Below are 13686 nucleotides of genomic sequence, written 5' to 3'. Positions count from 1 at the left end.
CCGAGCACATGAGCGACCGACCGGCGGTCGCGCGTAGTGACTGTAACGACGGGTGACAACACGAACAGGAAGCGCCGCGGCGACACGGGGCAGACGAAAGTCGTTGACCTGCTCTATTTCCGAGCGAGGAGTTAAAATCCGGCAGATTTTATGGGATCACGCCGATCGAGTGGCTCACCATGCGTAGATGACCCGACTACGCAGCACGATGTCCTGCACCGAACGGCGCCGTCTGTCCACGGCGACCCACAGCAGGCCGATCGGGAAGGTGGTGTAGAACATGGCACGTAACAGCGCGCGAACCGGACCGAGCCGACCACCCCTGCGGTTGACCACCTCGAGGCCCATCGCAACCGAACCCACTGTGCGGCCCGACACCGTCCAGCAGCCCGCGAGGTAGACAACCGCGACCACATACGTCGCCACTCCGGAGAACAGCACGTTGGGATTCGGTGTCTCAAAGTTCCCGCTGGTGAACAACAGTCCGAGCAGCAGCGTCCCCAGGTACAGCACTCCGAGGATCGCGGCGACTGTCGCGACATCGAGGACCGCGGCCACACCACGACTGACGATGCCGGCGATCCTGCTCTCGAACTCGTCCCTGCCCGTGTGATGGGGTTGGGCGACCTCACGCGACTTCTCGGTCATCCCCTGTCCGCCGGGACGTCGGTGGCGGCGCCGGACCGCTCGCCAGGCTTGTCGGGAACACGTCGGTGCACCTCGATGATCACCTCGGCCGGGGGCGGTGTTCCGTTGAGGGAGCCGGCGTCGGGATGCCGGCCGTTCCGGGCCGGCGGCTCGACCGGGCGGGCAGCGCGTTTGCCATCGTGACGTCCGAGCAGTCGGCCGACGACCCCTGCCACCACGTCGTCGGCGCGTGCCCCCTGTGTTCGGACGTCTTCGAGCACACCGGTTGTCAACGTGGTGGTCGAGTCACGAACGATCGCTTGGAGATCGACCCCGTCGATGATCTGATTCGCCAGTTCGATGAGATCGAGACGCCCGATGATCGCGTCGACGTCGATCTTTGCGGCGACCGCGTCGATGTTCACGCCGGCAACGGCACGGTCGAGGTCGACGGTTTCGATGATCCTGTCGATGTCCACGCGGTCGAGGATCGCGTCGATGTCGATCCGGGCAGCGATGCGGTCCACGTCGATCCCCACGGCGATCCGATCGAGGTCCACGTGGCCACGCACCAGTTCGGTGAGGTCCACCTCGACGACGAGAGCGTCGATCACCTCTCGGATGATCACCTTGAGCGCCGAACGCGCGACCACGATGACCGCAGCAAGAGCGCTTTCACCCAGCGCGACAACGTCTTCGGTGCGCCGTTGCAGCACACCGCCGACCACCGGGACACGCACCGCAAGCGAGTAGGCCGAGCCGACCGTTCTCAGCAATCCGTCCAGCAGTGGTCCACCGGTCATGCGCGCGCTTCTTTCACTCGCCGTGACTGAGAACACTACTCGCCGGGCGCGCTGCCGAACCCCCGAACTTGTGGGGTTTTCGTGTGCCCTGCCTGGATGGTCGTCGAACGCCCGCACCGAATGGGGGTGCGGACAGCACAAAGCGCCGGTCCCCTTCCGAGGACCGGCGCTTCGTGTTCTGTCGGTTTACAGGCTCTTGTAGAGCTCGCGTGCGAGTTCGGCGGTTTCGGACGGCGTCTTGCCGACCTTCACCCCGGCCGCCTCGAGTGCGTCCTGCTTGGCCTGAGCGGTTCCCGAGCTGCCGGAGACGATGGCGCCGGCATGGCCCATGGTCTTGCCTTCGGGAGCGGTGAAGCCCGCGACGTAGCCGACAACCGGCTTGGAGACGTTGGCCTTGATGTAATCGGCCGCCCGCTCCTCCGCGTCGCCGCCGATTTCACCGATCATCACGATGACCTTGGTGTCGGGGTCCTTCTCGAACGCCTCGATGGCGTCGATGTGCGTGGTGCCGATGACCGGGTCACCGCCGATGCCGATTGCGGTGGAGAAGCCGATGTCGCGCAGCTCGTACATCATCTGGTAGGTCAGCGTTCCGGACTTGGAGACCAGACCGATGGGTCCGGTGCCCGCGATGTTCGCCGGGGTGATGCCCACGAGCGACTCGCCGGGGGTGATGATGCCGGGGCAGTTCGGACCGATGATCCGGGTCTTGTTGCCCTTCTCCACGTTGTAGGCCCACGCGTATGCGCTGTCCTGCACCGGGATGCCCTCGGTGATGACCACGAGCAGAGGGATCTCCGCATCGATGGCCTCGATGATCGCGTCCTTGGCGAACTTCGGCGGCACGAAAGCGATCGACACGTCGGCGCCGGTCTTCTCGATGGCCTCGGACACGGTGCCGAACACGGGCAGCTCCACGCCACCGTCATGGCTGACGGTGGTGCCGGCCTTGCGGGCGTTGACGCCACCGACGACCTTGGTGCCTGCTTTGAGCATCAGAGCGGTGTGCTTGGTGCCCTCACCACCGGTGATGCCCTGAACGATGACCTTGGAATCTTTGTTCAGAAAAATCGACATTGATCTGCTGCTCCTACTTGCTCGCCAGTTCGGCGGCCTTGTCGGCGCCACTGTCCATGGTCTCGGCGAGCGTCACCAGGGGATGATTGGCGTCGGCGAGGATCTTGCGGCCTTCTTCGACCTTGTTGCCGTCGAGACGCACAACCAGAGGCTTATTGGCATCATCGCCGAGCTTCTTCAGCGCACCGACGATGCCGTTGGCGACCGCGTCACACGCGGTGATGCCACCGAATACGTTCACGAAAACACTCTTGACCTGCTCGTCGCCCAAGATGACGTCGAGTCCGGCGGCCATCACCTCGGCGGAGGCGCCGCCACCGATGTCGAGGAAGTTCGCCGGCTTGACGCCGTTGTGCTTCTCTCCGGCGTATGCGACCACGTCGAGCGTGGACATGACCAGTCCGGCACCGTTGCCGATGATGCCGACCTGTCCGTCGAGCTTGACGTAGTTGAGGTCGTTCTCTTTTGCCTTGAGTTCGAGCGGGTCGGTCGCGTCCTTGTCTTCGAACGCCTCGTGGCCGGGCTGGCGGAAATCAGCGTTGGCGTCGAGGGTGACCTTGCCGTCGAGAGCGAGGATCTGATCGTCAGGCGTACGGACCAGCGGGTTGACCTCCACCAGGAGAGCGTCTTCGTTGATGAAGACCTCCCACAGCTTCTGGATCGTCACGGCTGCTGCGTCGAGCACCTCGGCGGGCAGCTTGCCTGCCTCAGCGATGCTGCGCGCGAACGCGAGGTCGACACCCTTGACGGCGTCGACGGGGATCTTGGCGAGTGCGTCGGGGTTCTCCTCGGCGGTCACCTCGATCTCGACGCCACCTTCGACCGAGCACATCGCCAGGTAGGTGCGGTTGGTGCGGTCGAGCAGGAAGGAGATGTAGTACTCCTCGGCGATGTCGCTGGCCTCGGCGACCAGCAACTTCTTGACGACGTGGCCCTTGATGTCGAGGCCGAGAATCGATTCGGCATTCGCGACGGCCTCATCGACGTTTGCCGAGTACTTGACGCCGCCGGCCTTGCCGCGGCCACCGACCTTCACCTGTGCCTTGACCATCACGGGCTTGCCGATTTCTTCGGCAATCTGACGCGCGCCGTCGACCGTGTCGGTTACACGGCCGGCCGAGGTCGGCACCTCGTGCTTGGCGAAGAGCTCCTTCGCCTGGTATTCGAAGAGATCCATTCAGCTCACCATCTCGTAGGTTTGTCCGCTGTTGGTGTTGCGAACCACAGCGACCTTAGCGCCGCGTCGAACAGCCACGATCACTACTCCCTGCAGCTTGTGCCACAGATCACTCGGGGTGCTGCCTGTTCCCGCTCACCGGTCGCCGATCGCGCCGACCTGCGACGCAGCCGTGAACAGCACCTAAACGCATCTGTGATGCGCCTCACAACATCCCAGCAATTCTCGCGTCCGGTTGCGGTCGTCGCAATCATTTCGTTACCGTTCGTGAGGTCAGAAGGTCACGGATCCGTCACATCGAGTTTCCGTACCGCCTGCGCGGATCACATCCATCGGCGCGGGCCAGTTGTCAGAAAGGCTCAATCTGTTGGTAGTTCGCGATTCGATCACCGGCGATGTTGCGCATTCGCGCACCTCGGCCCGGACCATCGACGGCGAACGACCCGGTGATCCGCACGACAACTCCATCACGTCGATCATTCCCATCGATGACTTCGGTCTCGAGGAGTACGCCGACGGGCCGCTGACCCAGTGGCGCAATGCCAGCGTTGACGGCGGCCGTCGTCGCGCAGGTGCCCGCCGATTCGACCGCGATGCCTACGACGCCCCGCGCCCGGCCGAGATCACGCAAGACATCATCGTCGCCGAGGTCGAACTCGACGAGATCCTCCATGATCATCCTTTCGAGGTCCAAGGCGCCGAGTTCGATGATTTTGCACCCGCAGCCGATGAGACGTCGTGGTCGCCACAAAAACAGACTTCCCCGCGCCGCAGTGGCGGTAAACACCGCATCGCCGCGCCGCCGCAGGCCCTCAAGGGACGTGCAGCGCTGATGGCTGTCGCGGCCGGTGCTGCCGTCGCCGCCGCCACAGGTCAGTTCGCACAGCCTGCAGCCGAGCCCACCAAGTCGGCGGCTCCTACGCCCGTGGTGAACCCGATCAGCACAGACGAGAGTCTTGCCGCCGGAATCGCCGCTGCACCCGCACCGGCCAACATGGACACCTTCACCGAGCAGCTGGCTGTCGGCCAGGAACTCGCTGAAGCAGCGCATGCGCAAGACGAAGCCGCGCGCATCCCTTTGTTCGCTGCCCCCATCCCGGCCGGCGCGTACACCTTCACTTCCACGTACGCGAACCGCTGGGGTTCGTTCCACGGTGGCATCGACCTCGCTGCACCCCTGGGCACTCCCATCCACGCCGTCACCGACGGCGTCGTGATCGAGGCCGGGCCTGCTTCTGGGTACGGCAACTGGGTGCAGATCCAGGCGGAAGACGGCACGGTCACCATGTACGGGCACATGTCCGCAGGCGGCGTCCTCGTCAAGAAGGGCGACAAGATCATCGCCGGCCAGAAGATCGCCGAAGTCGGCAGCGAAGGCTTCTCCACCGGCCCCCACCTCCACTTCGAGGTGTGGAAGAACGGAACCATGAAGATCGACCCAGCTCCTTGGCTGGCGGCCCACGGCATCAGCCTGGCCTCCTACACCGGAAGCTGAGACCCTCTCCCTGTTACCGGGGAGCGCGAGCGTGCGCTCAAACCCGTCGATGCGGTGTCTGTAGACCGAGCGTGGGCCAGTATTGCGAGCGCTACCCCGGACCCGCTCGCGAAACTCGTCAACGCGGTATCCGTAGAGCGAGCGTGGGCCAGAAACCCGAGCGCTCCTACAGCTTTTCGACGGGCAGACCACCCAGGGACATGAGGGTGATCCGTCCGGCGCTTCCGAAGTCGAAGGTGACGCGCTCGGTGGGGCCGGCCCCTTCTTTGCCCACCACCTTGCCCATCCCGTACTTGGGGTGGGTCACCCGGTCGCCGACGGTCACATGAACCTGCTTGTTGCGACCACGGGTCGGCGAGCCGAACGACTCCTGGCGCCGTGAACCCGACCCGAATGAACGACCGCCGAATCCACGACCCTCGCCGAAACCGCGGCCGTTGTCGCCGTAATCCCGGCCACCGTCGCTGGTCATGCGCCCCATCCCACGCCGGGGCTCGGTGCGTCGCCAATCGATGAGATGCTGCGGGATCTCTTGCAGGAAGCGCGATTCGGGGTTCTGCATCGGCGATCCCCACGCCGAGCGGACCATCGCCCGGCTCAGGTACAGCCGTTTGCGGGCACGGGTGATGCCGACGTATGCAAGCCTGCGTTCTTCCGACAACTCGGCGGGGTCACCGAGAGCCCGCATGTGCGGGAACTGACCGTCTTCCCAACCGGTGACAAAAACGACGGGGAACTCCAGCCCCTTGGCCGTGTGCAACGTCATCAACGTCACCACGCCGTCCTCGTCGTCGGGCACCTGGTCGGCGTCGGCCACGAGGGCCACACGTTCGAGGAAGGCCGCCAACGACCCCGGCTCGGGCTCGCCGTCGTCGGGTGTCAGACCGTCGTCGTCGCCGTTGTCCAGTTGCGTCTCCGGCGGTTCGGCAGCCGCAGCTTCGGCACTGAACTCCCTTGCCACCGAGATCAATTCGTTGATGTTGTCGAGTCGGGCGCCGTCTTGCGGATCCGATGAGCCCTCGAGCTCGTCCCGATATCCGGTGCGTTCGACGATCGCCTCGACCAGTTCGCCGATGTCGCCGGCCTCGCTACCCGCATCGACAGCCGCCACGTCGGCGCCGTCGGACCCGGCCGCACCGAAACTGGCGAGGAAGTCGTTTCGCAGGCCCTCGATGAGTTCGACGAACCCGGAGATCTGTTTGGTGGCACGGGTGTTGAGCAACGGCACCTTGCCTTCGGCCCCATCGATCAGCGCCTGATAGAAACTGATGCCGGCGTTCTCCGAGTGGACGGCCACGCAGGCTTCCGCGCGGTCCCCGATGCCACGACGAGGAGTGTTCAGGATGCGACGCAGACTGACCTGGTCGTCCGGATTGGCGACCACCCGTAGGTACGCCACGACGTCCCGGACTTCTTTGCGCTCGTAGAACCGGACCCCACCGACCACCTTGTAGGGGATTCCGAGCCGGATGAACACTTCTTCCAGCGCACGCGAAGCGGTGTTGGTGCGATAGAAGGCCGCGACGTCCGAGTACCGGAACTCGCCCGTGTCGGTGAGGGCATCGATCTCTCGGGCGATGAACTGGGCCTCGTCGTGCTCGTTGTCGGCGACGTAGCCGACGATCAGTTCGCCATCACCGGAATCGGTCCACAACTTCTTCTCCCGCCGGCCCGCGTTGCGGGAGATCACCGCGTTGGCGGCCGACAGGATGGTCTGTGTGGATCGGTAATTCTGTTCCAGCAGAATGGTTTCGGTGTCGGGAAAGTCGCGCTCGAACTCTTCGATGTTGCGGATGGTGGCACCGCGGAAGGCATAGATCGACTGGTCCGCATCACCCACCACACACAGTTCCGAAGGGCTCACGTTTCCGACGCTTCCCGTTCCGACCATCTCCCGCACCAACACGTACTGCGCATGGTTGGTGTCCTGGTATTCGTCGACCAAGACGTGCCGGAATCGGCGTCGGTAGTACTCCGCGACCTCCGGATGAGCCTGCAGCACACCGACCGTCTCGCCGATCAGATCGTCGAAGTCGAAGGCGTTCGCGGCGCGCAGGCGCTGCTGGTACTGCCGGTAGATCTGGGCGATCGTCTGCGCGGCCGGCTCGCCGCTCTCCTCGGCGGCCGCGGCCGCACCGTCCGGATCCACCAGTTCGTTCTTGAAGTTGGATATCGCGATCCCGACCCCTCGGGGGCTGAACTTCTTGGGGTCGAGGTCCAGGTCGCGCACGATCATGCCGAGCAACCGGCGCGAGTCGTCCGCATCGTAGATCGAGAAGTTGGAGTTCATCCCGGTCAGCAGCGACGCCTGGGCGCGCAGGATTCGCACGCAGGTGGAGTGAAAAGTGCTGACCCACATCCGCAGAGCCCGGGGACCGACCAGATCGACCACTCGTTCGCGCATCTCGGCGGCGGCTTTGTTGGTGAAGGTGATCGCGAGTACCTGGCCGGGACTGACGTCGCGCTCGGCGAGCAGGTACGCGATCCGGCGCGTGAGCACCGCGGTCTTGCCCGACCCGGCGCCGGCGACGATCAGCAGCGGTGACCCCGCATGCAGCACCGCAGCCCTCTGTTGCGGGTTGAGCCCATCGAGCAGCTCAACAGCACGCCGCGAGGGCGTACGGGTGTTTTCCTGCAGGTTTCCAGTGGCCAGACCCGGCAGCGACGGATTGGGAGCAGCGCTTTTCATCGTCTTACAAAGTTACCCGCTCGCCCCGACAACTCACGCCACCGAACCACCTGTCGGCCCGCCTGGGTAGCATCGCCTCGACTGATGGTCAGTGGCCGCGGGCGTCTCGATGGGAGGCCACCCGCGGCGGGGGTTCGGGCGGGGGCTCATGCGTAGCAGAACTGTGGCCGGTGCGGCTTTGGCGGCGGCTGTCGTGGGGCTGGTGGTGGTCCTGGTGGCTATCTTTCTGCCCCGGACCACCGATGGCTCCGCGTCGGCACCTGCTCCGATACTCGTGCAGAAGAACCTCACCGAGGCTGCCGGCCAATTCGCAGCCCACCCTGGCGCGAAATACACCGGGTCGGTGTCCTCCGACCGCGACAAGATCAATCTCGACGAGGTCGTGGTGTCGTCCGCGGGCGACCTGTCCGGGCGGATCAAGGTCGGCGGCGAGGCCGCCGAGATCATCGGCGTGAACGGCCAGACCTTTGCCAAGGGTTCCGCCGGGTTCTGGAAAGGCCAACTCGAAGACACCCCGAAGATCAATTACGAAGCGGTCGCGACCGGTTGGGCACAGCTCGACCCGGCCGTGTTCCCCGATCTGGGCCGGCTGCTGGCACCGCCGAAGCTGGCCGGTGCCGTGGCGGGCGACGACAAGCTCTTCGACCTCACAGCGCGAGGTGCTGCGAACGGTCTGATCGGAACACCTGACGTCCGGTACCGGCCGGCGGGACTGCCTGCGGTGGTCGCCGAGAGCGACTCCGTCGTGCTGGCCGGGGACTCCCTCCGCATCACCACGCAGGATGACGGCGGCATCTCGTCGGTCAGCGGCCCGCTCCCGGCGGCGGCGGCAACGTGTTCGACGTCGACCTGCAGGTCCAGAAAGCCGGACCCAACGAGGTCGGCCGGGTGTACGACACCATCGGCGAGCAGACCGCCGCCCTGACTCACGTGCCGCCCCCTACATCCGTCCCGACTTCGCCGCCAGCGGCTTCCGGCTGTCCGTCTCGCCGTGCAGCCCGCCTGTCTGCGAGTACATCGTCACCTACGTGGCTTCCACCCCGGCGGCCACCGGTCCAGGGTCGGCCACAGTTGTCGGCAACATGACGCTCACCCTCAACGGCCGTCCCGTCGGCGGGACCTGCGCCCATACCGTCACCGTTCCGCTCAACGGCCGTGCCGAGTCGCGGTGCCCGTTCACCGTCCCGAATGAGGACGGCACGCTCAGAGGCGACGTCACCTATGTGTTCACCACCTTCCTGGATCAGGATCGTGGTGCGTTCGAGAACGCGCTCAGCGCCAACAAGAAGGCGGCGACCGTCGGCGCTGTGGGCACATGGAAACCAGCGGGATTCAAGGAGACTCGGCAGGCGCGTGACCACAGCAGACAGGTCACCGGCGTCCCGTCCACATTCGTCTACGAGGTGAACGAGTACGCGTTCGATGGCCGGTCGCCCGACGGCACCCTGTTGATGACATTCGGCCCGGGCTACGCCGACAACATCGGCCGCGACGGCCTGCTCGGCTCCGACTGGGAAGGCACCGAGGTGCTCCTCGAGAACGCGGATCAGCAGCTCGAGGCAGCGGGTTCGACGCCTGTCCGCTGGGTGTTCGCCGAACCGGAGGCCGCCGATGCCGTCGGGAAAACCCTCCAGTCACAAGGGGTTCGAGGTATCACGACCGTCGCGGTGCAGACGGGCTGACGGACTGACGGGCTGACGGCGTACGAACCCGATCAGGGCGCGCGCACGAGTTCGCCGACGCGGCCTTGGCCCACATGCAGTTGCAGGCCCGGCGTCACGGGACGCAACTGAACCTCAGAACCCGACCCCTCGACTTGAACGAACACGGTGTGCAGCCCTGCCTCCACGGGCACCTCGAGCGACGAGTCCTCGGCCAGACCGATCCGCACGGATCCGTCGGTGTTGGCGCAGTACGGAAGCGCCACCACCCAAGTCCAGTCGAGCAGCGGACCGTTCAGGGGGATCGATGACGGCCCGGTGACCTCGGGTCGATCACATGCCCCGGCGCCTTCGCCGAAGGTTCTCGCGGCAGTCACGTCGCCCGCCACCAGGTGGCCCTGGTCGTCGAGGACCTGCAGTGTGTCGGTCCACGGGCCGAAAGTGGGTCGCTGGTCGAGCGCAGCAAAAACCTTGCCCACCTGATTGTCGGGGTAGGTCACCGGCAGGATCACCAGCAGTGGGAGGGCATGGTCCAACATTCGTGTTCCGGCCGCTTGCGCAAGCGACGCTCGCGCGTTGGCCATGTACTCCTCGGTCGGGCTCGAGTTCCATTCGTCGGCGAACTCGGCAGTCGAGACCAACGAGCTACCGATGTAGGCGACACCGACCACGGCGGCGGCAATTGTCGCTGACCGAGCCGAAAGGGCAGCGCTGCGCCAAGGGTGACCAGGTGCACCGGCCGAGGAGCGTCGGCGTCGAGGAGCCGACACCAGTAGCGCCATCGCGACCGTGATCACCAAGGCAGTGTCCGGCAGATACCGCAGTGTCTGCGCCAACTCGAGGGAGGTGAACTCGCTTGTCCGGCTCCAGAACAGCGGGATCTGCAACACGACGGCGTAAGCGAACACCGCAACCAGGACCCGCGCCGCGCCGCGCCTGGTCCAGAGGACATAGGCGACCGCCGCGATCAGGACCACCCAGCCGACCGCGATCATCCAGTCGTGAGGTTGGGCCATCGGCGGGCTCGGCAACCAGCGGGTCCAGAACCACGGCCCTCCCACGCCGGCGGGCACCAGGCCACGGTTGATCGACCGCCACGTGAGCGACATCGCCTGGCCGATCGAATGCCCGTCGGCGATGGACGTGGAGGCGAAGTACAGGACCATCCATGCGGCGGCGACTGCTGCCATCGCGATCCACAATTCGCGAGCCGCCGACCATGCCGTACGAATGGGGCGCATGAGTCCGGGCCCCTCGGCCGACGAATTGACGTGAACCCACAGCACCGCGGCGACCGCGGCAACCGGCAGGATCAGCAGCGATTTCTCGAAGAACGCCAGCGCCACCATGAACACCACCAGCGATCGGATGATGACCCGGCGGCGATCGGCAACCTGCCCGCGACAGAGCTGCACCACGTCGGCCACCACCACCGCCATCGCGAACTGCAGTGGCAGCGTGTTGAGACCCGCCGCCCACCACGTGTAGGCCGGCACGGTCATCGGGGTGAACAGGAAGAACACCAGCGGCACCAGCAGAATCGGGCTGACACGACCTGCGATCACCACCACCATGCGCAGCACGGCCAGCGACACCAGGAGCTGACCGACCACCAGGGTGACCGCAGGTATCGCCCAGTTCAACGGGCTCAGTTCGGTGATCACCCCGGCCACGAGGAATGCCCCGGGCATGAGATGCCCGTCGTGATCCTGCATCAGGTAGGACCATGACCAGATCGACTCGGTCGATGCGCGTCCGATCAGGATCAGGTCGTCCCAGTAGAAGTATCCGCGCGCGACGAGCCATATCCGGATCACGGTCTGGACGGCGATCAGAGCGAGGGCAATCCACACGACCGTCCGCGCAGAAGGCTTGACGGTCAGCACCTGGTGGGCCGTCCGATACCTGAGGTCCCCGGTCGTCGATTCACCGGACCACTCTTACCAGCGCCCCGATACTGCGTGGCACACTTGGCTGCGTGACTGCTGACCAGCCGATCGATTTGTCCGGCTTCGATTTGGGCTCTGACGTGGGCGACCTTCCGGAGAGCATCGACGACCTGCGCGCCGAGATCGATCGTGTCGACGCCATCATCCTGGCCGCCATCAAGCGGCGTACCGCGGTGTCCAAGCGTATCGGCCAGGCCCGGATGGCCTCCGGCGGCACCCGACTGGTGCACAGCCGCGAGATGAAGGTGCTCGAACGCTTCAGCGAGCTGGGCCAAGAGGGTCACACGCTGGCGATGATGCTGCTCCGGCTGGGCCGGGGACCGCTCGGCCGATAGCCCTACCCTGCCCGTCACCCGGGTGGCGGAGTTTTACCCACGCCGATCAAAAGTGTGGCCCGGCCTTCGGGTTGCTTGCAGGATTGGCGACTTGATCCAAACGCGCACGCACATGGTGGGATGAATATGCCTGAGAACGTTCTGTTGATCCATTGGCATGACCTCGGTCGCCATCTCGCCTGCTACGGGGCCGAGGGTGTCGAGAGCCCGACGATGGACGCACTGGCCGAAGACGGTATCCGGTTCACCAACGCTCATTCCACCGCGCCGCTGTGCTCCCCTGCCCGGGGCTCCTTGTTCACCGGCCGGTACCCACATTCCAATGGCCTCGCCGGGTTGGCGCACCATGGTTTCGAGTATCACGACGACGTGCAGACCCTCCCACAGGTGCTGGGCGACAACGGTTGGCGCACAGCGCTGTTCGGGATGCAGCACGAATCGAGCGACCCCACCCGGCTCGGCTTCGACGAACTCGACGTCTCCGATTCCGAATGCGACTACGTGGTGGCGCAGTCTCAGGAATGGTTACGTGACCTCGCCGGCGACCCCGAACGTGCGTCGACTCCGTTCCTGCTGACGGCCGGTTTCTTCGAGACCCACCGGCCCTACCCGCCCGACGAGTACAAGCACGCCGACCCCAAGAGCATCGTGGTCCCCGATTTCCTGCCGGATGCGCGGCCGGTGCGCGAAGATCTTGCGGGCCTGCACGGCTCGATCACCAAGGCGGATGCGGCGGTGGGCCGGCTTCTCGACACGGTGGCCGAATTGGGGCTCGACCGCACCACCTGGATCGTGTTCATCACCGACCACGGACTGGCGTTCCCGCGGGCGAAATCCACCCTGTATTCCGAGGGCACCGGCGTTGCGCTGATCATCCGGCCGCCGTCGGCTCGGGGCATCGAGCCGTTCGTGTATGACGATCTCTTCAGCGGTGTCGATCTCACGCCGACCGTGCTCGAACTCGTCGGTGTCGACGTTCCCGAGGCCGTCGAGGGGTTCTCTCACGCCACCCCGATCGCTGCGGGTGAGGTCGCCTCGGTACGGACCGAGGTGTTCACCGAGAAGACCTACCACGACAATTTCGACCCGATACGGGCCGTTCGCACCGACCGGTTCTCCTACATCGAGAACTATGCGAGTCGCCCTGCGCTGAGCCTCCCGCTCGACATCCGCGACAGCCCGTCGGCACGGGCTCTCGACGGGTCGCAGGACCTGCCCCGCGCGCCGAGGGAACTGTACGACCTGACCACCGACCCTCTCGAGCTGAACAACCTGATCGACGATCCGGGATTGTCCGATGTCGTGGCCGACCTGTCCGGGCGGTTGGCCAGGTGGCGCACCGAAACCGGTGACAACCTCCCGTCGGAGACCGACGGGAACTCGATCGCACACGACTTCATGACCCGCTACCAGCGCCAGCTCGACAAGGTCGACGTCGACCACGCCGACCGCTCGCTGCCGTCGCGTCGCACCCGGGCCGAAGAGCGCGAGCTCCGCAACGTCCCACCCCGGCACACCCAACACAGTCACTGACGAGGTTCCCGGCACCTGCCGGGAACAATCGACCACGGCCCCGTCTCTTATCTCCGAATGCAGCAAACGAGCTGCAGCACCGGAAGATTCACTCCCCGAGAAAAGAGACCGCCATGGAAAGCCAGTACTTCGACACCGACTACAACGGCATCGTCGACACCATCGTCACCGACACGAACGGCGACGGTTACGTCGACGTCCAGGAGTGGGACACCAACGCCGACGGCTGGGCCGATGAGGCCGAGTACGACTACAACTACGACGGCTATGTCGACGAGTACGCCTCCGACACCGACTACGACGGTTTCTACGACGTGGTGATCGCGGCCTGACCGCCATC

The 13686-nt window shown here is 65.3% G+C and carries 12 protein-coding genes; 6 read left to right on the top strand and 6 right to left on the bottom strand.

The window, feature by feature from the left end; translation table 11 throughout:
• Positions 1 to 174: 174 nt before the first annotated feature.
• From MVA47_RS11585 to sucC, 4 genes are all read right to left on the bottom strand, one after another.
• Positions 175 to 648, bottom strand: a complete 474-nt coding sequence (locus MVA47_RS11585; protein ID WP_247208030.1) for an RDD family protein — start codon at positions 646 to 648, stop codon at positions 175 to 177.
• Entirely contained in the window at positions 645 to 1430 is a 786-nt protein-coding gene (locus MVA47_RS11580; RefSeq protein WP_247208028.1) for a hypothetical protein, read from the bottom strand. Before MVA47_RS11580 ends, MVA47_RS11585 begins: the two co-directional genes overlap by 4 nt.
• 186 nt (positions 1431 to 1616) lie before the next feature.
• A complete protein-coding gene (sucD, locus tag MVA47_RS11575; protein WP_023962683.1) occupies positions 1617 to 2507 on the bottom strand; it encodes a succinate--CoA ligase subunit alpha in 891 nt (296 codons plus the stop codon).
• A gap of 13 nt (positions 2508 to 2520) precedes the next feature.
• Positions 2521 to 3684: an ADP-forming succinate--CoA ligase subunit beta gene (gene sucC, locus MVA47_RS11570; RefSeq protein WP_023962681.1), complete on the bottom strand. Its 1164-nt coding sequence runs from the start codon at positions 3682 to 3684 to the stop codon at positions 2521 to 2523.
• 367 nt (positions 3685 to 4051) lie between these two features.
• Between sucC and MVA47_RS11565 the strand changes: the two genes are divergently transcribed.
• The gene (locus MVA47_RS11565; RefSeq protein WP_247208027.1) at positions 4052 to 5179 is read left to right on the top strand and encodes a M23 family metallopeptidase; all 1128 of its coding nucleotides are present in this window, start codon (positions 4052 to 4054) and stop codon (positions 5177 to 5179) included.
• 166 nt (positions 5180 to 5345) lie between these two features.
• Here MVA47_RS11565 and MVA47_RS11560 read toward each other — a convergent pair whose 3' ends face one another.
• On the bottom strand, positions 5346 to 7868 hold the full coding sequence (locus tag MVA47_RS11560) for a UvrD-helicase domain-containing protein (RefSeq protein WP_247208026.1): 2523 nt from the start codon (positions 7866 to 7868) through the stop codon (positions 5346 to 5348).
• A 148-nt stretch (positions 7869 to 8016) separates the two neighbouring features.
• On the opposite strand from MVA47_RS11560, the gene MVA47_RS11555 reads away from it, so the two are divergent.
• Complete coding sequence (locus MVA47_RS11555) at positions 8017 to 8793, top strand: hypothetical protein (protein ID WP_247208025.1); 777 nt, start codon at positions 8017 to 8019, stop codon at positions 8791 to 8793.
• A gap of 103 nt (positions 8794 to 8896) precedes the next feature.
• A complete protein-coding gene (locus MVA47_RS11550) occupies positions 8897 to 9550 on the top strand; it encodes a restriction endonuclease fold toxin 5 domain-containing protein (RefSeq protein WP_247208024.1) in 654 nt (217 codons plus the stop codon).
• Between the two features lie 32 nt (positions 9551 to 9582).
• Here MVA47_RS11550 and MVA47_RS11545 read toward each other — a convergent pair whose 3' ends face one another.
• The gene (locus MVA47_RS11545; protein ID WP_247208023.1) at positions 9583 to 11415 is read right to left on the bottom strand and encodes a hypothetical protein; all 1833 of its coding nucleotides are present in this window, start codon (positions 11413 to 11415) and stop codon (positions 9583 to 9585) included.
• Positions 11416 to 11507: 92 nt separating this feature from the next.
• Between MVA47_RS11545 and MVA47_RS11540 the strand changes: the two genes are divergently transcribed.
• The 3 genes from MVA47_RS11540 (at position 11508) to MVA47_RS11530 (ending at position 13678) form a co-directional block, all read left to right on the top strand.
• Positions 11508 to 11813 carry a chorismate mutase gene (locus MVA47_RS11540; protein ID WP_023962670.1) on the top strand — a complete coding sequence of 102 codons (306 nt, stop codon included), beginning with the start codon at positions 11508 to 11510 and terminating at the stop codon, positions 11811 to 11813.
• A gap of 126 nt (positions 11814 to 11939) precedes the next feature.
• Positions 11940 to 13346, top strand: a complete 1407-nt coding sequence (locus MVA47_RS11535) for a sulfatase (RefSeq protein WP_247208022.1) — start codon at positions 11940 to 11942, stop codon at positions 13344 to 13346.
• A gap of 113 nt (positions 13347 to 13459) precedes the next feature.
• The gene (locus MVA47_RS11530; protein ID WP_023962665.1) at positions 13460 to 13678 is read left to right on the top strand and encodes a hypothetical protein; all 219 of its coding nucleotides are present in this window, start codon (positions 13460 to 13462) and stop codon (positions 13676 to 13678) included.
• The last annotated feature ends 8 nt before the right edge of the window (positions 13679 to 13686 follow it).

Origin of the sequence: Williamsia sp. DF01-3 (assembly GCF_023051145.1) — a bacterium.
In the GTDB taxonomy this organism is placed as follows: Bacteria; Actinomycetota; Actinomycetes; order Mycobacteriales; family Mycobacteriaceae; genus Williamsia.
The sequence above is the reverse complement of the archived record's forward strand: the minus strand, read 5'-3'. Positions and strand labels throughout refer to the sequence as shown.

Coding starts and splice junctions, on each gene's coding strand:
- MVA47_RS11580 (WP_247208028.1), bottom strand. CDS start 1,430: ATGACCGGTGGACCACTGCTGGACGGATTGCTGAGAACGGTCGGCTCG.
- MVA47_RS11585 (WP_247208030.1), bottom strand. CDS start 648: ATGACCGAGAAGTCGCGTGAGGTCGCCCAACCCCATCACACGGGCAGG.
- MVA47_RS11560 (WP_247208026.1), bottom strand. CDS start 7,868: ATGAAAAGCGCTGCTCCCAATCCGTCGCTGCCGGGTCTGGCCACTGGA.
- MVA47_RS11555 (WP_247208025.1), top strand. CDS start 8,017: ATGCGTAGCAGAACTGTGGCCGGTGCGGCTTTGGCGGCGGCTGTCGTG.
- sucD (WP_023962683.1), bottom strand. CDS start 2,507: ATGTCGATTTTTCTGAACAAAGATTCCAAGGTCATCGTTCAGGGCATC.
- sucC (WP_023962681.1), bottom strand. CDS start 3,684: ATGGATCTCTTCGAATACCAGGCGAAGGAGCTCTTCGCCAAGCACGAG.
- MVA47_RS11535 (WP_247208022.1), top strand. CDS start 11,940: ATGCCTGAGAACGTTCTGTTGATCCATTGGCATGACCTCGGTCGCCAT.
- MVA47_RS11530 (WP_023962665.1), top strand. CDS start 13,460: ATGGAAAGCCAGTACTTCGACACCGACTACAACGGCATCGTCGACACC.